General features: G+C 65.4%; 20 protein-coding genes and 1 other RNA gene. 15 read left to right on the top strand and 6 right to left on the bottom strand.

Annotated features, from left to right (window positions below; translation table 11 throughout):
* The first annotated feature begins 435 nt into the window (after nucleotides 1–435).
* From NOF55_RS00760 to dnaJ, 4 genes are all read left to right on the top strand, one after another.
* A complete protein-coding gene (locus NOF55_RS00760; protein ID WP_306409409.1) occupies nucleotides 436–894 on the top strand; it encodes a YbaK/EbsC family protein in 459 nt (152 codons plus the stop codon).
* A gap of 184 nt (nucleotides 895–1,078) precedes the next feature.
* Nucleotides 1,079–3,370, top strand: coding sequence for a transglycosylase domain-containing protein (locus tag NOF55_RS00755; RefSeq protein WP_306409408.1), 2,292 nt, complete (start codon nucleotides 1,079–1,081; stop codon nucleotides 3,368–3,370).
* 185 nt (nucleotides 3,371–3,555) lie between these two features.
* Nucleotides 3,556–5,463: a molecular chaperone DnaK gene (gene dnaK, locus NOF55_RS00750; RefSeq protein WP_306409407.1), complete on the top strand. Its 1,908-nt coding sequence runs from the start codon at nucleotides 3,556–3,558 to the stop codon at nucleotides 5,461–5,463.
* Nucleotides 5,464–5,546: 83 nt separating this feature from the next.
* Nucleotides 5,547–6,686: a molecular chaperone DnaJ gene (dnaJ, locus tag NOF55_RS00745; RefSeq protein WP_306409406.1), complete on the top strand. Its 1,140-nt coding sequence runs from the start codon at nucleotides 5,547–5,549 to the stop codon at nucleotides 6,684–6,686.
* Nucleotides 6,687–6,842: 156 nt separating this feature from the next.
* Here dnaJ and NOF55_RS00740 read toward each other — a convergent pair whose 3' ends face one another.
* On the bottom strand, nucleotides 6,843–7,079 hold the full coding sequence (locus tag NOF55_RS00740; protein WP_306409405.1) for a putative antibiotic biosynthesis monooxygenase: 237 nt from the start codon (nucleotides 7,077–7,079) through the stop codon (nucleotides 6,843–6,845).
* A gap of 104 nt (nucleotides 7,080–7,183) precedes the next feature.
* Here NOF55_RS00740 and NOF55_RS00735 point away from each other — a divergent pair, with 104 nt between their 5' ends.
* The 4 genes from NOF55_RS00735 (at nucleotide 7,184) to NOF55_RS00720 (ending at nucleotide 10,221) form a co-directional block, all read left to right on the top strand.
* The gene (locus tag NOF55_RS00735) at nucleotides 7,184–7,792 is read left to right on the top strand and encodes a TetR/AcrR family transcriptional regulator (RefSeq protein WP_306409404.1); all 609 of its coding nucleotides are present in this window, start codon (nucleotides 7,184–7,186) and stop codon (nucleotides 7,790–7,792) included.
* Between the two features lie 61 nt (nucleotides 7,793–7,853).
* Nucleotides 7,854–8,990: a DNA replication/repair protein RecF gene (recF, locus tag NOF55_RS00730; protein ID WP_306409403.1), complete on the top strand. Its 1,137-nt coding sequence runs from the start codon at nucleotides 7,854–7,856 to the stop codon at nucleotides 8,988–8,990.
* Nucleotides 8,987–9,748 carry a molybdopterin-synthase adenylyltransferase MoeB gene (gene moeB, locus NOF55_RS00725; RefSeq protein ID WP_306409402.1) on the top strand — a complete coding sequence of 254 codons (762 nt, stop codon included), beginning with the start codon at nucleotides 8,987–8,989 and terminating at the stop codon, nucleotides 9,746–9,748. Before recF ends, moeB begins: the two co-directional genes overlap by 4 nt.
* Nucleotides 9,745–10,221, top strand: coding sequence for a GNAT family N-acetyltransferase (locus NOF55_RS00720; protein WP_306409401.1), 477 nt, complete (start codon nucleotides 9,745–9,747; stop codon nucleotides 10,219–10,221). The genes moeB and NOF55_RS00720 overlap by 4 nt, the downstream gene beginning before the upstream one ends.
* A gap of 11 nt (nucleotides 10,222–10,232) precedes the next feature.
* On the opposite strand, the gene NOF55_RS00715 is transcribed toward NOF55_RS00720, so the two are convergent.
* Nucleotides 10,233–11,237, bottom strand: a complete 1,005-nt coding sequence (locus tag NOF55_RS00715; RefSeq protein ID WP_306409400.1) for a 2-hydroxyacid dehydrogenase — start codon at nucleotides 11,235–11,237, stop codon at nucleotides 10,233–10,235.
* Between the two features lie 197 nt (nucleotides 11,238–11,434).
* Between NOF55_RS00715 and NOF55_RS00710 the strand changes: the two genes are divergently transcribed.
* Complete coding sequence (locus tag NOF55_RS00710; RefSeq protein ID WP_306409399.1) at nucleotides 11,435–11,965, top strand: SH3 domain-containing protein; 531 nt, start codon at nucleotides 11,435–11,437, stop codon at nucleotides 11,963–11,965.
* A gap of 9 nt (nucleotides 11,966–11,974) precedes the next feature.
* Here the strand turns inward: NOF55_RS00710 and NOF55_RS00705 are convergent, their stop codons facing one another.
* On the bottom strand, nucleotides 11,975–12,967 hold the full coding sequence (locus NOF55_RS00705; RefSeq protein ID WP_306409398.1) for an adenosine kinase: 993 nt from the start codon (nucleotides 12,965–12,967) through the stop codon (nucleotides 11,975–11,977).
* 432 nt (nucleotides 12,968–13,399) lie between these two features.
* On the opposite strand from NOF55_RS00705, the gene NOF55_RS00700 reads away from it, so the two are divergent.
* On the top strand, nucleotides 13,400–14,344 hold the full coding sequence (locus NOF55_RS00700) for an AEC family transporter (protein WP_306409397.1): 945 nt from the start codon (nucleotides 13,400–13,402) through the stop codon (nucleotides 14,342–14,344).
* Between the two features lie 167 nt (nucleotides 14,345–14,511).
* On the opposite strand, the gene NOF55_RS00695 is transcribed toward NOF55_RS00700, so the two are convergent.
* Entirely contained in the window at nucleotides 14,512–15,045 is a 534-nt protein-coding gene (locus tag NOF55_RS00695) for a c-type cytochrome (RefSeq protein WP_306409396.1), read from the bottom strand.
* A gap of 160 nt (nucleotides 15,046–15,205) precedes the next feature.
* On the opposite strand from NOF55_RS00695, the gene NOF55_RS00690 reads away from it, so the two are divergent.
* Both NOF55_RS00690 and NOF55_RS00685 read left to right on the top strand, forming a co-directional pair.
* Nucleotides 15,206–15,964 carry a 3-deoxy-manno-octulosonate cytidylyltransferase gene (locus NOF55_RS00690; RefSeq protein WP_306409395.1) on the top strand — a complete coding sequence of 253 codons (759 nt, stop codon included), beginning with the start codon at nucleotides 15,206–15,208 and terminating at the stop codon, nucleotides 15,962–15,964.
* Between the two features lie 4 nt (nucleotides 15,965–15,968).
* Nucleotides 15,969–16,823, top strand: a complete 855-nt coding sequence (locus NOF55_RS00685; RefSeq protein ID WP_306409394.1) for a prephenate dehydratase — start codon at nucleotides 15,969–15,971, stop codon at nucleotides 16,821–16,823.
* Nucleotides 16,824–16,844: 21 nt separating this feature from the next.
* On the opposite strand, the gene nudC is transcribed toward NOF55_RS00685, so the two are convergent.
* Together nudC and NOF55_RS00675 are read right to left on the bottom strand one after the other, a co-directional pair.
* On the bottom strand, nucleotides 16,845–17,801 hold the full coding sequence (gene nudC / locus NOF55_RS00680) for an NAD(+) diphosphatase (protein WP_306409393.1): 957 nt from the start codon (nucleotides 17,799–17,801) through the stop codon (nucleotides 16,845–16,847).
* The gene (locus NOF55_RS00675; RefSeq protein ID WP_306409392.1) at nucleotides 17,798–18,205 is read right to left on the bottom strand and encodes an HIT family protein; all 408 of its coding nucleotides are present in this window, start codon (nucleotides 18,203–18,205) and stop codon (nucleotides 17,798–17,800) included. The genes nudC and NOF55_RS00675 overlap by 4 nt, the downstream gene beginning before the upstream one ends.
* A gap of 124 nt (nucleotides 18,206–18,329) precedes the next feature.
* On the opposite strand from NOF55_RS00675, the gene ffs reads away from it, so the two are divergent.
* From ffs to NOF55_RS00660, 3 genes are all read left to right on the top strand, one after another.
* Nucleotides 18,330–18,419: signal recognition particle sRNA small type (ffs, locus tag NOF55_RS00670), an RNA gene on the top strand.
* A gap of 42 nt (nucleotides 18,420–18,461) precedes the next feature.
* Complete coding sequence (locus tag NOF55_RS00665; RefSeq protein WP_306409391.1) at nucleotides 18,462–20,336, top strand: DNA polymerase III subunit gamma/tau; 1,875 nt, start codon at nucleotides 18,462–18,464, stop codon at nucleotides 20,334–20,336.
* 38 nt (nucleotides 20,337–20,374) lie between these two features.
* Nucleotides 20,375–20,698, top strand: coding sequence for a YbaB/EbfC family nucleoid-associated protein (locus tag NOF55_RS00660; protein WP_306409390.1), 324 nt, complete (start codon nucleotides 20,375–20,377; stop codon nucleotides 20,696–20,698).
* The last annotated feature ends 2 nt before the right edge of the window (nucleotides 20,699–20,700 follow it).

The raw sequence follows: 20,700 nt of genomic DNA, 5'->3' as shown, positions 1-20,700 counted from the left end.
AAGAAGAATGCGGCAGAATGATTAACGAATGGTTAATCGCCGCCGGCCTTCCCTCAGGCGACCGCTTCCGTTTCGCTCGCCGCCAGCATTGCCCGGCAAGCTTGCGCGAAACATGTCTTCGGTACACCGATGACCTTTAAATGGGAGCGTGGCGGGATGCTTTCAAGGGATGCGGGCCAGATGACGGTGGCCGGAAAGCAAACAGCCCGGCGCGGGAGGAGGCGCCGGGCTGCTAGAAACTGACCGACAACCGGGAGGAGGGTGTTGCCAGTCCGACACCAAGAGCACCGGGAGGAGAAGTGCGCTACTTGGATGACTTTAAGATAACGCAATCACGCCTAAAAAACAGTCACATTACAACACCGCTGTTATGCAATGAATGCATAGCTCAAACATCCGGGTTGACCGTCGCCCGTTCGCGAATAGATTGACGGCATGAGTATCGAATCCGTTCGCGCCTTTTTCACGGCGCATGCCCCCGACATCACCGTCATCGAAACCGAGGCCAGTTCCGCCACCGTGGCGCTGGCGGCAGAGGCGCACGGCGTCGAACCCGACCAGATCGCCAAGACCATCGCCGTCCGGCTCGGCGAGGACATCGCCCTGATCGTCACCGCCGGCACGAAGAGGCTCGACAATCGCAAGTTCAAGGACGCCTTCGGCGTGAAGCCGCGCATGCTCGACGCCGAATCGGTGGTTGCGGCGACGAGCCATCCGGTCGGCGGCGTCTGCCCGTTCGGCCTGCCCTCTGCGCTGAAGATCTATTGCGACGTGTCGCTGAAGGCCTACGAGCAGGTGGTGCCGGCCGCCGGCGCCACGAATGCGGCGGTGCGGATCGCGCCGGAGCGCATGGCCGAACTCACCGGCGCCGAATGGACCGACCTCTGCCAGTAGAGGATCCGCCGTCCCCGCGTCTTCCCGGTTAACCGGCTGTTAACGTCACCTTAAATCGCCGCATTTAACGTGCAGTCCACGAACGTGGCGGTGCCTGGCGTGGCCCGGGCCGCGATTGCGTTATCTCAGTGCCCGCGGGTTTCGTCTTTCACGCGACCCGGATTTCGGAGGATATGGCCGGTCCATGACAGGCAGGAAAAGATCATCTGAACGTGTGGACCCCTTCTTCGAGTCCGGGTCCCGGTCCGGCGCAAACGGCGAATTGCGCCTCAGCGCCAGCGACCGCGTGACCGGCAGCGGTTCGAAACGCGCGGCGAAACCGCAGCGCCCGGCCCGCAAGAAGGGACGCCGCCGGTCGGGCGGCGGCTTCCTCGGCCTGATCCGTTTCGCCGCCTACTGGACCATCGTGCTCGGCATCTGGGGCGGCATCGGCGTGGCGGGCGTCGTCATCTATTACGGCGCGCGCATGCCGAATGCCTCCACCTGGTCGATTCCCGAACGCCCGCCGAACGTGAAGATCGTGTCCGTCAACGGCGAAACCATCGCCAACCGCGGCACGACCGGCGGCGAGGCACTCGCCCTCGAAGACATGTCGCCCTACATTCCGCAGGCGGTCGTCGCCATCGAGGACCGGCGCTTCTATTCGCATTTCGGCATCGATCCGCTAGGGCTGGCGCGCGCCATGATCACCAACGTGACGACCGGACGCATGGTGCAGGGCGGCTCGACGCTGACGCAGCAGCTCGCCAAGAACCTGTTCCTCTCGCCGGAACGCACCCTCGAGCGCAAGGTGCAGGAAGTGCTGCTCGCCTTCTGGCTGGAACAGAACTACACCAAGGACCAGATCCTTGCGATGTATCTCAACCGCGTCTTCTTCGGTTCCAATGCCTATGGCGTGGAAGCGGCCTCGCGGCGCTATTTCAACAAATCGGCCCGCGACGTGAATCTCGGCGAGGCGGCGCTGCTTGCCGGGCTTCTCAAGGCGCCGTCGCGCCTGTCGCCGGCCCGCGACCCGGCGGCGGCGGAAGCGCGCGCGCAGGTCGTCCTCGGCGCGATGCACGATCAGGACCTGATCACCGACAGCGAGGTGGCCTCGGCCAAGAGCCAGCCGCCGACCAAGGCCAAGAGCTACTGGTCCGGCGCGCAATACTATGCCGCCGACATGGTGATGGACGAGGTGAAGCGCCTGATCGGCGACATCAAGCAGGACATTGTCGTCGACACCACGCTCGACATGGGACTGGAACACGCGGCCGACCGGACGCTTTCGACACTTCTCGCCGGCGACGGCGCCAAGCAGGGCGCGAGCCAGGCAGCGCTGGTCGCCATCGACGGCACCGGCGCGATCCGCGCCCTGGTCGGCGGCAGGGACTATGCGACCAGCCAGTTCAACCGCGCGGTCAGGGCAAAGCGTCAGCCGGGCTCGGCCTTCAAGCCCTTCGTCTATGCCGCGGCTCTGGAAGCCGGCGTCTCGCCCGATTCCATGCGCAACGACGCCCGGGTCAGGATCGGCAACTGGACGCCGGAAAACTACGACCAGAAGTTCCGCGGCCCGGTGACGATCTCGACGGCGCTCGCCCAGTCGCTCAACACCATCGCCGCCCAACTCGTCATGGAGGCCGGGCCGGATCAGGTCGTCAGCTTCGCCCACCGCATGGGCATCGAATCCACGCTCCAGCCGAACGCCTCGATCGCGCTCGGCACGTCGGAGGTCTCGCTGACCGAGCTGACCGCGGCCTACGCACCCTTCATGAACGGCGGCTACAAGGCAACGCCGCACATCGTCCGCCGGATCGCCTCGCTCGACGGCAAGGTGCTCTACGAGAATACCTACGGCGATCCGCCGCGCGTGCTTTCGGACACGCTCGCGGCGACGATGAACTCCATGCTGACGCGCGTCGTCACCGAGGGCACCGGCAAGGCCGCGCGGCTCGACGGCTGGCAGGCGGCCGGCAAGTCCGGCACGACGCAATCGTTCCGCGACGCGCTGTTCGTCGGCTATACCTCCAACCTCACGACCGGCGTCTGGTTCGGCAACGACGACGGAACACCGATGAAGAAGGTCACGGGCGGCGGCCTGCCTGCCCGGGCATGGAAGGAATTCATGACCGCCGCCCACAAGGGGCTTTCGCCCTCGCCGCTCTTCGGCCTCGGCCGCGGCGATCCCGTCGCGGCGGTGCCGCCGCCGCAGGATATCCCCGCCGCGCACGAGCGGCCGCAGACCTCCATCCTGGACATCATTTCCGGCGTCTTTCCCGGCGAGCGGGAGCCCGCGCCGCAGCCCCGGGTGACGCCCGAACGGACCGGCGCGACCACTCCGCTGCCCCCCGCGTCGGGCGGCTTCGAGCAGCCGTTGCCGCCCGGGCGCTCCGCCGCGCAGGGAGGGCCGGTTCCGCCGGCCGATGTCGGTGCGGCGCCGGGCCAACCGCCCGCAGGCAGGCGCACGACGCTGCTCGACGTCATTCTGGGCAACTGATCATTGCAACAAGCTGAAATTTGGCCGCTATTGCGCGGATGAGCGCCTTGCAGTCCGAAAAACGGCTCCTTATATACCCGTCATAATCGAGGCCGGGGAGGCCCCGAAATCCAGGACCTACGTCAAGGGGCCGCCCACGAATGCCTTCAAGGGGTTCAAGACGGTCTGCTTCAAGGAGAAGTAATATGGCAAAAGTTATCGGTATCGACCTCGGAACGACCAATTCCTGCGTCGCCGTCATGGATGGCAAGGACGCCAAGGTCATCGAAAATGCCGAAGGCGCACGCACGACGCCGTCGATGGTCGCCTTCTCCGACGATGGCGAACGCCTCGTCGGCCAGCCGGCCAAGCGCCAGGCAGTGACCAACCCCACCAACACCCTTTTCGCCGTCAAGCGCCTCATCGGCCGCCGCTTCGACGACCCGACCGTGACCAAGGACAAGGCTCTTGTTCCCTTCGAGATCGTCAAGGGCGACAATGGCGACGCATGGGTTGCCGCAGGCGGCAAGAATTATTCGCCGGCCCAGATTTCCGCGATGATTCTTCAGAAGATGAAGGAAACGGCCGAGGCCTATCTCGGCGAGAAGGTCGAAAAGGCCGTCATCACCGTTCCGGCCTACTTCAACGACGCCCAGCGCCAGGCCACCAAGGACGCCGGCCGCATCGCCGGCCTCGACGTTCTGCGCATCATCAACGAGCCGACGGCCGCCGCTCTGGCCTACGGTCTCGACAAGAAGGACGGAAAGACGATCGCGGTCTACGACCTCGGCGGCGGCACCTTCGACATCTCCGTTCTGGAAATCGGCGACGGCGTGTTCGAGGTGAAGTCGACCAACGGCGACACCTTCCTCGGCGGTGAAGACTTCGACATGCGTCTTGTCGAATATCTTGCCGACGAGTTCAAGAAGGACAACGGCATCGACCTGAAGAACGACAAGCTGGCCCTTCAGCGCCTGAAGGAAGCCGCCGAAAAGGCGAAGATCGAGCTTTCTTCCTCGCAGCAGACGGAAATCAACCTGCCGTTCATCACCGCCGACGCCTCCGGCCCGAAGCACCTGACGCTGAAGCTGACCCGCGCCAAGTTCGAAAGCCTGGTGGACGATCTGGTCCAGCGCACCATCGCGCCGTGCAAGGCCGCCCTCAAGGATGCCGGCGTTTCGGCGGCCGAGATCGACGAAGTCGTTCTCGTCGGCGGCATGAGCCGCATGCCGAAGGTCCAGGAAGTCGTCAAGCAGCTGTTCGGCAAGGAGCCGCACAAGGGCGTCAACCCGGATGAAGTCGTGGCGCTCGGCGCCGCCATCCAGGCCGGCGTTCTCCAGGGCGACGTCAAGGACGTCCTGCTTCTCGACGTGACCCCTCTGTCGCTCGGCATCGAAACGCTCGGTGGCGTCTTCACCCGCCTGATCGACCGCAACACGACGATCCCGACGAAGAAGAGCCAGGTGTTCTCGACGGCGGAAGACAACCAGCAGGCCGTGACCATCCGCGTATCGCAGGGCGAGCGCGAAATGGCCGCCGACAACAAGCTGCTCGGCCAGTTCGACCTCGTCGGCCTGCCGCCGGCACCGCGCGGCATCCCGCAGATCGAGGTGACGTTCGACATCGACGCCAACGGCATCGTGCAGGTCTCCGCCAAGGACAAGGGCACGGGCAAGGAACAGCAGATTCGCATCCAGGCCTCCGGCGGCCTGTCCGACGCCGACATCGAGAAGATGGTGAAGGACGCGGAAGCCCATGCCGCCGAGGACAAGAAGCGCCGCGAGGGCGTGGAAGCCAGGAACCAGGCCGAAAGCCTCGTCCACTCCACGGAGAAGTCGCTGAAGGACTACGGCGACAAGGTTTCCGAGACCGACCGCAAGGCGATCGAGGATGCGCTGGCCGCCCTCAAGACCTCGATCGAGGCTTCTGAGCCCGATGCCGAGGACATCAAGGCCAAGACGCAGACCCTGCTCGAAGTTTCCATGAAGCTCGGTCAGGCGGTCTATGAAGCGCAGCAGGCCGAAGCCGGCGCCACCGGCGAGGAAGGCGGCAAGGACGACGATGTCGTCGATGCCGACTACGAGGAAATCAAGGACGACAAGAAGTCCGCCTGATCGCGGATTTCTCTCAGGCCTGAAACCTTGGAGTCCGGCTGTCTCAGCAGACAGCCGGACATTCTTTGAGGACCGGAATTTCGATGGCAAAAGCTGATTTCTATGAAACGCTGGGCGTCAGCAGGACGGCTGACGAGAAGGAACTGAAGAGCGCCTTCCGCAAGCTGGCGATGAAGTATCACCCCGACAAGAATCCGGATGATGCGGAAGCCGAGAAGAAGTTCAAGGAAGTCAACGAAGCCTACGAGACGCTGAAGGACCCGCAAAAGCGCGCGGCCTACGACCGTTACGGCCATGCCGCCTTCGAACAGGGCGGCTTCGGCGGTAGTGGAGCCGGCTTCGGTGGCGGCGGTTTCGGCGCCGGCGGCTTCTCCGACATTTTCGAGGACATTTTCGGCGAGATGATGGGGGGCGGTCGCGGCCGCCGCTCGTCCGGCGGGCGCGAACGCGGCGCCGACCTGCGCTACAACATGGAAATCTCGCTGGAGGAAGCCTACACCGGCAAGACCGCGCAGATCCACGTTCCGACGTCGATCATCTGCGACGTCTGCACCGGCACGGGCGCCAAGCCCGGCACCCAGCCGAAGACCTGCGCCACCTGCCAGGGCTCCGGCCGCGTGCGGGCCGCCCAGGGCTTCTTTTCGGTGGAGCGCACCTGTCCGACATGCCACGGCCGCGGCCAGATCATTCCCGACCCCTGCACCAAGTGCAACGGGCAGGGCCGTGTGACGGAAGAGCGTTCGCTTTCCGTGAACATCCCGTCCGGCATCGAGGACGGCACGCGCATCCGCCTCCAGGGCGAGGGCGAGGCCGGCCTGCGCGGCGGTCCGGCGGGCGATCTCTACATCTTCCTGTCGGTCAAACCACACGAGTTCTTCCAGCGCGACGGCGCCGATCTCTACTGCACGGTGCCGATCTCCATGACGACGGCAGCGCTCGGCGGGACGTTCGACGTCTCGACGCTCGACGGTTCGAAATCGCGGGTGACGGTGCCGGAAGGCACGCAGAACGGCAAGCAGTTCCGCCTGAAAGGCAAGGGCATGCCGGTGCTGCGCTCTTCCCAGATCGGCGATCTCTACATCCAGATCCAGATCGAGACGCCGCAGAAACTCACCAAGCGCCAGCGGGAACTGCTTCAGGAGTTCGAGAAACTTTCCTCCGGCGAAAACAGCCCGGAATCGTCGGGCTTCTTCGCCCGCATGAAGGATTTCTTCGAAGGCTGAGCGCCGAAGACCGAAGACAGGAAAAGGCCGGAACAAAGCGTTCCGGCCTTTTTTCGTTGAAGCGGCGTGCATCCGAACGAAAGCATCAGGGAGGCTCCAACTCTTTTTTTGCGCAACTCCGGACGGAAAACCGCTTCGCACTTTTCCTGGAATTGCTCAGACGACGCGCATGATGAAGCCGGCGAAATGCTTCTGCACCATTGGTGCGACAATGAAGACGATGCAGGCGACCATGACCGGCGCCATCAGCAGCGTCCTCTGCCAGGTCGCCCAGCCTTCGGTCAGCGGCAGGACGATGTAAAGCAGCGCGGTGATCAGCGGATAGACGGGAAGCAGCATGGCGAGCGCCAGGCGGGTTTTCGAAAGCTTGCGGGCGGGAGCGGTGTTGCTCATGGCGGACCCCTTTATTGAACGGAACGTTTCGTTTATATAAGAACGAAACGTTCCGTTCAAGTCCCCCTCGTGCTATCGTGGACAAAAATCGTTCGGGAGGCAGAATGTCAGAGGCAGAGGTGAAACCGGGGCGGCGCTCCATCGGCGCCCAACGCAACCCGGCGAGCGAGGAGGCGATCCTGAAGGCGGCTGAGGCCGTTCTTCTGGAAAACGGCCTTTCCGGCTTTTCCATCGAGGCGGTGGCGCGGCGGGCGCGGGCTGGCAAGCCGACCATCTATCGCTGGTGGCCGTCGAAAGCCGCCCTGCTGCTCGACGTCTACCACAACCACAAGCAAACGCATTTTTCCTATGCGGACAAGGGAAACGTCCGCGACGACCTGATTGCCTATCTTTCCGGCCTCTTCACCGTGTGGCGCAATCCCGCGACGGGGGCACTGTTCCGGTCGGTGGTGGCGGAGGCGCAGGCCGATCCCGACACGGCCGCCGCACTCGCCGCCTATATGGCCGACCGGCGCTGCCAGAGCAGCGAGATCGTGAAAAAGGCGCAGGCGCGCGGCGAGGTGCGGGCCGACGCCGACCCGGAAATCGTCACCGAGCTTCTGGCAAGCTTCGCCTGGAGCCGGCTTCTGACCGACCGGCTGAACGTGAATGACGGGGATATCGTTGCGGCGGTCGACATGGTTCTGGCCGGCATCGCCGTGCGGGCGGCATGAACGGCGGTTCCGTCCCGGGTCCGAATAGGGTAGCACGTTCGGACACGTTCCGATTCGGCCCATGACCCACAAAGTCCACCTCAAGCGCCTGTCGCTCACCGATTTCCGCAATTATGCGTCGCTCGCCCTGCGCTTCGACGGGCGGCATGTCGTGCTGAGCGGAGAGAACGGCGCGGGCAAGACCAACCTCATGGAGGCCGTCTCCTTCCTCTCGCCCGGACGCGGCCTGCGCAGGGCCGCCTATGACGAGGTGATCCGCAACGGCGCGAGGGCCTTCACCGTCTTCGCCGAAGTGGTGGGGATGGAGGACGAAATCGCCATCGGCACCGGCGTCGATCTTTCCGAAGAAAGCCTTTCCCGCAAACTGAGGCTCAACGGCACGCCGGCGAAAAGCGCCGACGAGCTGACCGACCATCTGCGCGTCCTGTGGCTCACCCCTTCGATGGACGGCCTCTTCACCGGCGGCGCCTCCGACCGGCGGCGTTTTCTCGACCGGCTGGTGCTGTCGCTCGATCCGGCCCACGGACGCCGCGCGGCCGATTTCGAGCGCGCCATGCGCGGCCGCAACAAGCTGCTTTCCGAAGGCCGGTTCGATCCCGCCTGGCTATCCGGCCTCGAACGGCAGATGGCCGGGCTCGGCATCGCCATGACGCTCGCCCGGCACGAAATGCTCGGCCTCCTGACGACGCTCATGGACCGCACCGCCGGCGGCGACGCCCAGCCCTTCCCGACCGCGACGCTGGCGCTTTCCGGCTTTCTGGACGAGACGCGTGGCGTGCCCGCCCTGGAACTCGAAGACCGCTATGCTGCCATGCTGGAGGAGGGCCGCCATCGCGACGCCGCCGCCGGCCGCACGCTGGAGGGGCCGCACCGCGCCGACCTTCTCGTGCGCCACCGGGAGAAGGACATGGAGGCGGAGCGCTGCTCGACCGGCGAGCAGAAGGCGCTGCTCGTCGGCCTGATTCTCGCCCATGCCCGCCTCATCGCCGACATGACCGGCCATGCGCCGCTGCTGCTGCTCGACGAGATCGCCGCCCATCTCGACGTGAACCGCCGTGCGGCGCTGTTCGACCGCATCCATGCGCTCGGCGGACAGGCCTTCATGACCGGCACCGACCGTTCCATGTTTGCGGCGCTCGGCGAAAGGGCGCAATATTTCACCGTGCGCGACGCCGCCGTGACGGAGGAAGCCCCATGAGCGACACGCTTTCGCCCGAAGAGATCCAGCGTTACGCCCGCCATATCCTGCTGCCGGAGGTGGGCGGCGCCGGCCAGCAGAAGCTGAAGCGTGCCCGCGTTCTGGTGATCGGCGCCGGGGGGCTCGGAAGCCCGGTCCTGCTCTATCTCGCCGCCGCCGGCGTCGGGCATCTCGGCATCGTCGACGACGACGGCGTCAGCCTTTCCAATCTGCAACGGCAGGTGATCCACGACACCGGCACGATCGGGGAGGAAAAGACGCAGAGCGCCGCCCGCGCCATCGTCCGGCTCAATCCCCATGTCACCGTCACCCGCTTCGAGGAGCGCTTCACGCCCGACACCGGCGAACGCCTGCTTTCGGGCTTCGACCTGCTGATCGACGGTTCCGACAATTTCGACACGCGCTATGCCGCGGCCGATGCGGCGGAGGCCGCCCGCCTGCCGCTCGTCACCGGCGCGGTCGGCCGCTTCGACGGATCGCTGACCGTGCTGAAACCCTACGAGACCGGCGCCGACGGGCGGCCGAACCCAACGTTCCGCGACCTCTTTCCCGAGGCGCCACCGCCCGGCCTCGTGCCCGACTGCGCACAGACCGGCGTCGCCGGTGCCCTGACCGGCATCATCGGCTCCCTGATGGCGATGGAGACTGTCAAGCTGATAACCGGCGCCGGCGACCCGCTGGTCGGGCGCCTGATGCTCTATGACGGCCTTGCCGGCCGTTTCGACACGATCCGCTACAGCCGCAGGAAAACAGCATGAGCGTCGTCATTTCGCGCCTCGATCCGCAAGGCTTCCACGACTGGCAGGCGCTGCTCGACCTCATTCTCGATGCCTTCGCCTCTATGGAGGGGCGGATCGACCCGCCCTCCTCCGCGCACCGGCTGACGCCGGAAAGCCTCAAGGAAAAGGCGACGCTCGAAACCGGCATCCTCGCCACCGGAAACGGCGGACTGATCGGCTGCATCTTCTGCAAGGCGGAGCCGGACAGCCTCTATATCGGCAAGCTCGCGATTTCCCCTTCGGCCCAGGGCCAGGGCGTGGGCCGCGCGCTGCTCGACGCCGCCACCGCCCATGCGCGCGCGCTCGGCCTGTCGGCGCTGCGTCTCGAAACGCGGATCGAACTAACGGAGAACCATGCGATCTTCGGCAGATGGGGCTTCGTCAGGACCGCGGAGAGGGCCCATGCCGGCTACGACCGCCCGACCTGTATCGAAATGCGCAAGGCGCTCTGATTCGACAGGTCTCAGGGACGCAGGGGCAGCACGCGGTTCGGCGGGCGATGGCCGTCGAAGAAGGTGCGGATGTTGATGACGACCTTGTCGCCCATTTCGACACGGCCCTCGATGGTGGCCGAACCCATGTGCGGCAGGAGCACGACCTTGCCGTCCGCCGCCAGCTTCACCAGCTTCGGATTGATGGCGGGCGCGCTTTCGAACACGTCGAGGCCGGCACCGGCGATCTTTCCCTCCCGGATGAACTGGATCAGCGCCGCCTCGTCGATGATATCGCCGCGGGCGGTGTTGACGATGTAGCTCGTCGGCTGGAGCAGCGCGAGACGCCGCGCCGACAGCAGGTGGAAGGTCGCCGGCGTCGACGGGCAATTGACCGACACGATATCGACGCGGGCCAGCATCTGGTCGAGGCTGTCCCACCAGGTCGCCTCCAGCTCCTGCTCGGTGGCCGGGTTGACGCGCTTCCTGTTGTGATAATGGATCGACAGGCCGAAGGCCTTGGCGCGGCGGGCGACCGCAGTGCCGATGCGGCCCATGCCGATGATGCCGATCTTCTTGCCCCAGATGCGGCGCCCGAGCATCCAGGTCGGCGACCAGCCCGCCCAGTCGCCGGGCGTGTCGGTCAGCAGCCGCGCACCCTCCGCCAGCCGGCGCGGAACCGCGAGGACGAGCGCCATCGTCATGTCCGCCGTATCCTCCGTCAGGACGTTCGGCGTGTTGGTCACGGTGATGCCGCGGCGGGTCGCCGCCTCGACGTCGATCTGGTCCGTGCCGTTCGAGAAGCAGGCGATGAGCTTCAGGTCGGGACCGGCCTGCTCGATCAGCGTCGCGTCGATGCGGTCGCCGACGGTCGGGACGAGAACGTCGGCCTGGCGCATGGCCGCGGCGAGTTCCGCGGATGTGCGCGGACGGTCATCGGCGTTCAGCTCGACATCGAACAATTCGCCCATTCGGGCTTCGACCGCTTCGGGGAGTTTCCGGGTAATGTAAACCCTCGGACGTTTCTTGTTCGTCATCGCGTTTCCCGCCGCCTGATTTAGAGGTCATTAACCAGAATGACCGAATATTAAGCTGTTATGGGCGTTTTCTACCAGACCCGCAGGGGAAGACAACAAAACTCGTGGTGTTGCAAACGGTTTTGGGGTCGCACCTGAGCCGCAGGGCCAGGGCGGGCGTTGCCAAACGCCATGAAACAGACCGGAGATTATCCAGAATGCGCCGCGTGATTTTCCGTTCCTGCCTCGCCTTCGCCCTCGGACTCGTGACGATGATTCCGGAAGCCCAGGCACAGAATGCCAAGGGGGCCAGCGGCCTGCCGCTTCCCCGCTTCGTCAGCCTCAAGGCCAGGCGCGTCAACCTGCGCATCGGGCCGAGCACCGACTATGCGGCGGCGTGGATGTATACGCGCGCCGGACTGCCGGTGGAGATCACCCAGGAATACGAGAACTGGCGCAAGATCCGCGATGCCGACGGCACCGAGGGCTGGGTGAACCAGTCGCTGCTGTCCGGCGAGCGCATGGCGGTCGCCGCCCCGTGGATGCGCAGCAGGGGCGAGGATGTCTACGTCAACCTGCGCCGCGATCGGCAGCCGAACGCCACCATCACCGCCCGGCTCGAACCCGGCGTGATCTTCCGGATCCGGGAATGCAACGGCGACTGGTGCCGGGCCGAGGCCGGAGGCATCGAGGGATGGGTCGCGCAGAGCGAGATCTGGGGCGCCTATCCCGGCGAAGCCTTCAAATAGCCGGGCCCGTCAGAGCAGGCCGGCCTCGGCGGCGGCCTTCTGAAGCGAACCAAGCGGGCGCGGGCCGATCTGCGAAATCACGATCGAGGCCGCCAGGCAGCCAAGGCGGGCGCTCTCTTCCAGAGTGCGGCCCTGGGTATAACCGAACAGGAAGCCGGAGGCGAAGAGATCGCCGGCGCCCGTGGTGTCGACCACCTCCGGCACCGGGAAGGCGGCAACGGGAATGCGCTCGCCGCCGCGCAGGATGACGGCGCCCTCCTCGCTCATCGTCACGGCGGCAAGGCGGCAATCCTGCGCGATCTGCGTCAGGGCCGCCTCGAAATCCTCCGTCTCGTAAAGGGCCAGCACTTCCTGCTTGTTGGCGAAGACGATATCGACCGTGCCGGACCGCATCAGGTCGAGGAATTCCCCGCGATAACGATCGACGCAGAAGGAATCGGAAAGCGTCATGGACACCTCGCGGCCATTCTCATGCGCGATGCGGGCGCATTCGAGGATGGCGTCCTTGGCGCGCGGCGGGTCCCAGAGATAGCCTTCGAAATACGTGACCCGGGCTTCGGCGACGACGGCAGGATCGACATCCTCCGGGCCGAACTCGACGCAGGCGCCGAGATAGGTATTCATCGAGCGCTCGCCGTCCGGCGTCACGAAGATCATGCTGCGGGCGGTCGGCGCACTGCCGACAAGCGGCGAGACGCCGTAATGCACGCCCTGGGCGCTGATGTCGTGACGGAAGATCTCGCCGAGCGCATCCTCGGCCACCTTGCCGAAATAGGCCGCGCGGCCGCCGAAATTCGCGATGCCCGCCGCCGTGTTGCCGGCGCTGCCGCCCGAAGCCTCGACCGCCGGCCCCATCAGGGCATAGAGGCTTTCCGCCCGCCCGGCGTCGATCAGGTTCATGGCGCCCTTGACGATGGCGTTGTCCGCCAGAAAGCCGTCTTCGCAGCGCGAGATGATATCGACAATCGCATTGCCGACGGTGAGCACGTCATATTGCGTCATGAACCTCGAGAACCCCTGATTTCCCTGGGCAGAGGGTATAGCCGTTTTTGGGCCGCTGGAAAGAGAAAAAGCGCCGCCGCGCCGTCATACGCCCGTCACGGGCTGCCGCTAGAGATGGTCGCGGCGGAAACATGGTTTCGCCCGGAAAGTCGGGGTCACGCCATGAAGGCACCGGCCGCGGCCCTTTCCGACCGGAATGTTCGTGTCGACCACGGAGGAACTGGCGGCACGGCTTTCCGGCCCCCGAGGGGCAGCCGCAAAAGCCGCTTCGCCATCCAGAGCCGTTCCGGAAAAATGCGCAGCCGCTTTCGTCGGGAAACGCGCGCGAAAACGCGGCCCTGCCATGCGCGAAAATTGGTTCAAACCATTTGTCACTTTCGGCTTTATCCGCTAGGAAGCGGATACTCGCCCCTGCCGAAAGCCGCCTCTTCCATGTCTGCAATCGCCCTGAATGTCGCTCCGATCTTCATTCTCATCCTGTTCGGCTGGGCGCTTGCCCGAAGCGGTGTCCTGAAGGCGACGGTGGGCGACGGGCTCGGCGATTTCGTCTTCAAGATCGCCCTGCCGGTCCTGATCTTCCGCACCCTCGTCGAAGCGGATTTCAACGGGCTTTCGCCGTTCCGGCTCTGGGCGTCCTATTTCTGCGGCGTCGGCATCACCTGGACCACCGCCCATCTCATCGCAACGCGGATTTTCAAGCGCGACGTGACGCTCGGCGTGATTGCGGGCATATCCTCCTCCTTCGCCAACAACGTCTTCATCGGCCTGCCGCTGGTCGGCAGCATCATCGGCCATAGCGGCCTGGTGCCGCTGTCGATCCTGCTCGCCATCCACCTGCCGATCATGATGATCATCGGCACGATCCTGATGGAGAACGCAAAGTTCAAGCTGGAGGGCGGCGAAAGACGCTCGGTCATCGCCATCCTGAAGCAGGTGGGCCGCAATCTCGTCACCAATCCGCTGGTGATCGCGATGGCTGCGGGTGTTGCCGTCAACTTCGCCTCCGTGCCGCTGACCACCGTCGGCAAGACCGTGCTCGACCAGATCGCCGGCATCGCCGGTCCGGCAGCACTGATTTCGCTCGGCATGGGCCTCACCCGCTATTCCGTTTCCGGCAATATCGGCCTTTCGGCGGTCATGACGCTCCTGAAACTGTTCCTGATGCCGGCCGGCGTGTGGCTCGCCGCCCACTTCTTCGGCCTGCCGCCGACCTGGGCGCTGGCGCTGGTGCTCACCTCGTGCCTGCCGACCGGGGTCAACTCGTGGCTTCTGGCCACGCGCTTCAATGCCGGCCAGTCGCTGGCCGCCTCAACGATCACCATGAGTACGCTGTTCGGCGTTCTCTCCGTTTCCTTCTGGGCCTGGCTGCTTATGTGAGCCGAAAGGCCGGCCGGGCCCGGATTTGCTGACAAAGGGTGTATCGCTCTCTTTCGTCATGGTCGGGCTTGGACCCGACCATGACGAAAGAGAGGCTGGGTCAATATAACCGAGCCCGGCCGGCAGAACCGACCGGGCCGCATCCCGTTCCCGTTTTTCGGCCCCGGTCAGGGCAGAGGCTGCGGCTCTTCCGACTGGGCGTTCAGCCAGGCCAGGAGGTTGGCGCGATCCTCGTCCCGCCGCAGGCCGGCAAAGGCCATCTTGTTGCCGGGGATCTCGTCCTTCGGGTTGGTCAGGTAGTTGTTGAGTTCCTCGAAGGTCCAGGTCTTGCCGCCATCGGCATACGACTTCATCGCTTCGGAATAGGCAAATCCCTCATGCTCGGCCATCGGGCGGCCGATGATGCCGTAAAGGTTCGGGCCGACCTTGTTCGGGCCTCCGGCGGAGGCGTCATGACAGACCGCGCATCTCCTGAAAACAGCCTGGCCCGCCGAGGCATCGGCGCTCGCCAGAAGTTCGGAGAGCGTCTTCGGCGCCGCTTCCTCGGTCACGGTGGCCGGCGCATCGCCGACGGCGATCTCGTAACCGGGCGTTGCCGGAACCGTCGTGGTGAAAATCGCATTCGCCGTGACCGAAGCCGCGGCAACCACCAGAGCCGTGCTGATCAGCGCTCCCGCGCCATTCAATAGGATTGATGTCATGAACCCGTCCCTCTTCATCGCAAGTCGACGATCCGGCCCCCCGAACCGCCCTTGAAATTGCGCGGAACCTATGTCTTTTGGCTGTTCGTTGCAATATCGTCACCCGGCCCGCATCGCGCTCATCGTGCCATTTCAGGGGCCGCAATCGAAGGGCCGACCCATGTCCAAATCCGCCTCAGACCGGATTCTCGTCCTGATTCCGGCCCGAATGGCCTCGACTCGCCTGCCTGGCAAGCCTTTGGCCGACATCGAAGGGCTTCCGATGATCGTTCAGGTGGCCAAACGCGCCGAGGAGGCGCAGGTGGGGCGAATAATTGTCGCAGTCGACGATAGTCGCGTTTTCGATGCGGTTTCGGCCGCCGGTTTCACCGCCGTGATGACATCGGCGGCGCACCAGTCGGGTTCGGACCGGATCCACGAGGCGCTAGCGGCGGCCGATCCGGACGGCCGGGCGGAGATCGTCATCAACGTCCAGGGCGACCTGCCGACCATCGAGCCCGAAACCATCCGCGCCGCACTGCGGCCGCTGGAGGACCCGGCCGTCGACATCGCCACGCTGACGACCGCGATCACCGAGGAGAGCGAGAAGACCAACCCGAACGTCGTGAAGGTCGTCGGCTCGCCGCTTTCCGGCACGCGGCTGAAGGCGCTCTACTTCACCCGCGCCACCGCCCCTTACGGCGACGGCCCGCTCTACCACCACATCGGGCTTTACGCCTATCGCCGCGCGGCGCTGGAAAGATTCGTCTCGCTGGGCCCGTCGACGCTCGAACTGCGCGAGAAGCTCGAACAGCTCCGCGCCCTCGAGGCCGGCATGCGCATCGACGCCGAAATCGTCGCGGCCGTGCCGCTCGGCGTCGACACGCCGGAAGACCTCGAAAAGGCCCGCATCCTTCTTTCTTCCAGAAAAACGGTCTGACACCATGATCCAGCGTACCAACAGGATCGCCTTCCAGGGCGACTTCGGCGCCAATTCCGACATGGCCTGCCGCGACGTGTTTCCGGGCATGGAGCCCCTGCCCTGCCCGACCTTCGAGGATGCTTTCACGGCGCTCGAAACCGGCGAGGCGGACCTTGCCATGATCCCGATCGAGAACACCATCGCCGGCAGGGTGGCCGATATCCACTATCTGCTGCCCTTGTCGCGGCTCAACATCATCGGCGAATACTTCATGCCGATCCGCTTCCAGCTCATGGTGCTGCCGGGCGTCGAGACGAGCGAGATCCGCACCGTACACAGCCACATCCATGCGCTCGGCCAGTGCCGCCAGATCATCCGCGCCAACGGCTGGAAACCGGTGGTCGCCGGCGATACGGCGGGAGCGGCGAAACTCGTCGCCGAACAGGGCGACCGGTCGATGGCGGCGCTCGCGCCGCGGCTGGCCGCCGGGCTCTACGGCCTCGACATCGTGGCCGAGAACGTCGAGGACACCGACAACAACGTCACCCGCTTCGTCATCCTGTCACGCGACGAGCAGTGGGTGAAGCGCGAGCGCGACGACGACATGATCGTCACGACCTTCATCTTCAACGTCCGCAACATCCCGGCCGCGCTCTACAAGGCGCTGGGCGGCTTCGCGACGAACGGCATCAACATGACGAAGCTCGAAAGCTACCAGATCGGCGGGCGTTTCGTGGCCACCCAGTTCTATGCCGACATCGAGGGCCATCCCGACGACGAGCCGGTGCGGCGCGCGCTGGAGGAACTGCGCTTCTTCTCGGAGAAGGTGCGCATTCTCGGCGTCTACATGGGACACGAGATGCGCCACCAGCTTTGAGGCCGAAGCCGGAGGAAGGCTTCAGGCGCCGCCTTCCAGCCAGTCGCGCATCAGCCGGTGGGCGATGGCACCGGGCGGCGGCGCGAAAAGCGGGTCCTCCCCGGCGCGGCCGGACAGCACGGTCCGCAATTCATCGCGGGTGAACCAGCGACAATCCTCAAGCTCCTCCAGATCGGGGGTGAGGTCCGTCGACAGCGCTTCGGCATAGCAACCGATCATCAACTGATGCGGCATCGGCCACGGCTGGGAGGCGTGATAGCGCACCCGCCCGATCCTCAGGCCCGATTCCTCCGCCGTCTCGCGGCGAACGGCGTCCTCTATCGTCTCTCCCGGCTCCACGAAGCCTGCGAGACAGGAATACATGCCCGGCGCGAAATGCCGGCCGCGCCCCAGAAGACAGCGGTCGCCGGCGGCATCCAGCGTCAGCATGATGACCACGGGATCGGTGCGCGGAAAGATGACATGATCGCAGCCGGAGCATTCGCGCTTGTAGCCGCCGGCGCGGATGTTCATCCGCGCGCCGCACTTGCCGCAGAAGCGGTTGTCGGCATTCCAGCGGATCAGGCCGGCAGCCTGCGCGAATTCGCCGAGCAGCTCGGGATCGAGATCGTATTCGCGAATCAGCGAACGCCCGTCGGTGAGGCGGAAATGGCTGGCCGGCTCCTCGACATTCCTGAGGATGCTGACGGCAAGGCGCGGCCGCCCGTCCGGATCGTGGCCGAGCAGCACGGCTTCGTCGAGGGCGGGTTCGAGATCGGCGAGTTCGTAGAGCGCAAACAGCGGATCCACCACCGTGTGCTCGTGCTTGAGCACCAGCTTGCCGCTGCAAAAGGCGAAGATCCGGGCCTCCCGGTCGCGCAGTGCGACCTGGGCGCAATCGTCGGTGCGATGCTCGGAGTCGCGCACTAGCGTGTTGCGCGCAAAGGCGGTCAGCGCGCTCGCCTCGCCGGTGCGGTCGAAGACGGCGGCTGTCGTCATGCCAGGGCTCCGTTCAGCCTGTCGACGAATGCCTGCCGCGCCGCCTCGTCCCACGGTTCGGCCGAACCGTGACCCCAGACCGGGCCCGGCCAGTTGGGGTCGCCCTCCTTGCGGGCGATGACGTGGACGTGAAGCTGGCGCACGACATTGCCGAGCGCCCCGACATTGATCTTCGTCGCGCCGGTGATCTTCTGCAAGGCCACCGCCACCGTGTTGATTTCGAAAGTCAGCACCGCCTGATCGAGCGGCGTCAGCTCGAAGATCTCGCTCACGCCGCTTCGCTGCGGCACCAGCACCAGCCAGGGCCAGCGGCTATCCTTCATCAGCCGCAATTGGCACAGACCCAGCTTCGACAGGCAATCGCTGTCGCGTGCGAGCCGTTCATCCAGCAGAAAATCGCTCACCTGACGTCCCTCCTGAAGCGCTGTCGTCTTTTTGAGAAGGGGCGCTCCTTCCCGTTTTTTCCTCATAACAGTTTTTTGACCGGTTGGCTTGCATTTGCAACAGGAATTGCCGATATGTGGCGCGGGAGGCCGGTGGCGGACGTCGCCACTCGCCAACCGGGTCAGGTCCGGAAGGAAGCAGCCCTAACGAGCGGGCACGGGTCGCCTCGCCGGTCTCCCACCCTGTTTTCCCCTTGGCGGCACGATCTGAGGTCGGATGAGCGACACGCAACCGGCGGCAAGCCAGACGAATGCAGGCGGATACCGCGTTCTGGCCCGCAAATACCGCCCGAAGGATTTCTCCGATCTCATGGTCGGTCAGGAACCGATGGTGCGCACGCTCACCAACGCGTTCGAGACCGGGCGCATCGCGCAGGCCTACATGCTGACCGGCGTGCGCGGGGTCGGCAAGACCACCACCGCCCGCATCCTCGCTCGCGCGCTGAACTACAAGACGGACACGATCGACAGGCCGACCATCGACCTTCGCGAACCGGGCATCCATTGCCAGGCGATCATGGAAGGCCGCCATGTCGACGTGATCGAGATGGACGCCGCCTCGCACACCGGCATCGACGACATCCGCGAGATCATCGAGCAGGTGCGCTACCGTCCGACGTCGGCACGCTACAAGGTCTACATCATCGACGAGGTCCACATGCTCTCGACGCAGGCCTTCAACGGCCTGCTGAAGACGCTGGAAGAGCCGCCCGAGCATGTGAAGTTCATCTTCGCCACCACGGAAATCCGCAAGGTTCCGATCACGGTGCTGTCGCGCTGCCAGCGCTTCGACCTGCGCCGGATCAGCGCCTCCGACCTCGTGCATCTCTTCACCACCATCGCCGCCAAGGAAGGCATCGATGCCGAACCGCAAGCGCTGGCGATGATCGCCCGGGCGGCGGAAGGCTCGGCGCGAGACGGGCTTTCGCTGCTCGACCAGGCGATCGCGCATGGCGGCGGCACGGTGGCGGCGGAAGCCGTGCGCGGCATGCTCGGCCTTGCCGACCGCGCCCGGATCGTCGACCTGTTCGAGCATGTGCTGCGCGGCGACGCGGCGGCGGCGCTCGCGGAGTTCACCAGCCAGTACGAGGCGGGCGCGAACCCGGTCGTGGTGCTGACCGACCTGGCGGACTTCACCCATCTGGTGACGCGGCTGAAATTCGTGCCCGACGCGGCGGACGATCCCTCGCTTTCCGAGGTGGAGCGCGTCCGCGGCCACGAATTCTCGCAAGCGATCGCCGTCAGTACGCTGTCGCGCCTCTGGCAGATGCTGCTGAAGGGCATTCCCGAAGCGGAAAATTCCTCGCGGCCCGCCGCGGCCGCCGAGATGGTGCTGATCCGCCTTGCGCATGCGGCCAATCTTCCCTCGCCGGAAGATGCCGCCCGGCGCCTCGCCGACTTTTCAGGCGCTGCCGCGCCCCGCGCCCCCGCCGGCAATGGCAATGGCAACGGCGGCGGCGCGCAGATGCAGCAGGCGACGGCCGCGGTGGGGCGCAATTCCGATACCCGCGCGCCCGCATCCAGCGGGCCGACCGCCCACCTGCGCGCCGTGCCGACGCCGGAACGGCAGCCGGAGACGATGGAACGCCCCGTTTCGCAGGCCGCGCCGGAACCGCAGCCGGAACCGAAGGTGCATATCCGCTCGCTGGAGGATATCGCCAGCCTGTGCAGCGAGAACCACGATCCGGTCCTGCGCGCCAAGCTCAGGAATTTCGTCCGCCTCGTGCATCTGGAACCGGGCCGGCTGGAGATCGGCCTGACGCCCGATGCGCCGAAAACCATTGTCAACGACCTGACGACGAAGCTGCGCGAATGGACCGGCACGACATGGTGGGTCACGCTTTCCAACGAACAGGGCGAGCCGACGCTGGTGGAAGCCGAGGCGCAGGCCAAGCAGGCGCGGTTCGAGGACGCCAAGGCCGATCCCGACGTCGCCGCCGTCATGGCGCTTTTCCCGGGGTCGAAGATCGTCGACGTGCGCATTTCCAAGCCGGCCGCCGAGGCGGAAAGCGACGTGGACAATCCGCCAGCGCCGCCGATCAGCGAATCCGCCGAGGGCGACATCCTGCCCGGCGACGACATCGAATTCTGACGCATACATCCGACGACAACGAGGAAGGGAGAGCAGCCATGCGCGACATCATGGGCATGATGGGCAAGGTCAAGGAAATGCAGGCCAAGATGGAGCAGTTGCAGACCGAGATCGCCAGTCTCGAAGTGGAAGGCCGCTCCGGCGGCGGTCTCGTGACCGTGAAGCTGACCGGCAAGGGCGAGCTGACCGGCCTGAAGATCGACCCCTCGCTCTTCAAGGAAGACGACGTGGAAATCCTCGAAGACCTGATCGTCGCCGCCCACAAGGACGCCAAGGACAAGGCCGAGGCCGCCGCCGCCGAGAAGACCAAGGAGATCACCGCCGGCCTGCCGCTGCCGCCCGGCATGAAGCTGCCGTTCTGATC

The organism is Ectorhizobium quercum (genome assembly GCF_026552795.1).
Classification (GTDB): Bacteria; Pseudomonadota; Alphaproteobacteria; order Rhizobiales; family Rhizobiaceae; genus Ectorhizobium; species Ectorhizobium quercum.
This window is presented reverse-complemented; position numbering and strand designations above follow the sequence as displayed.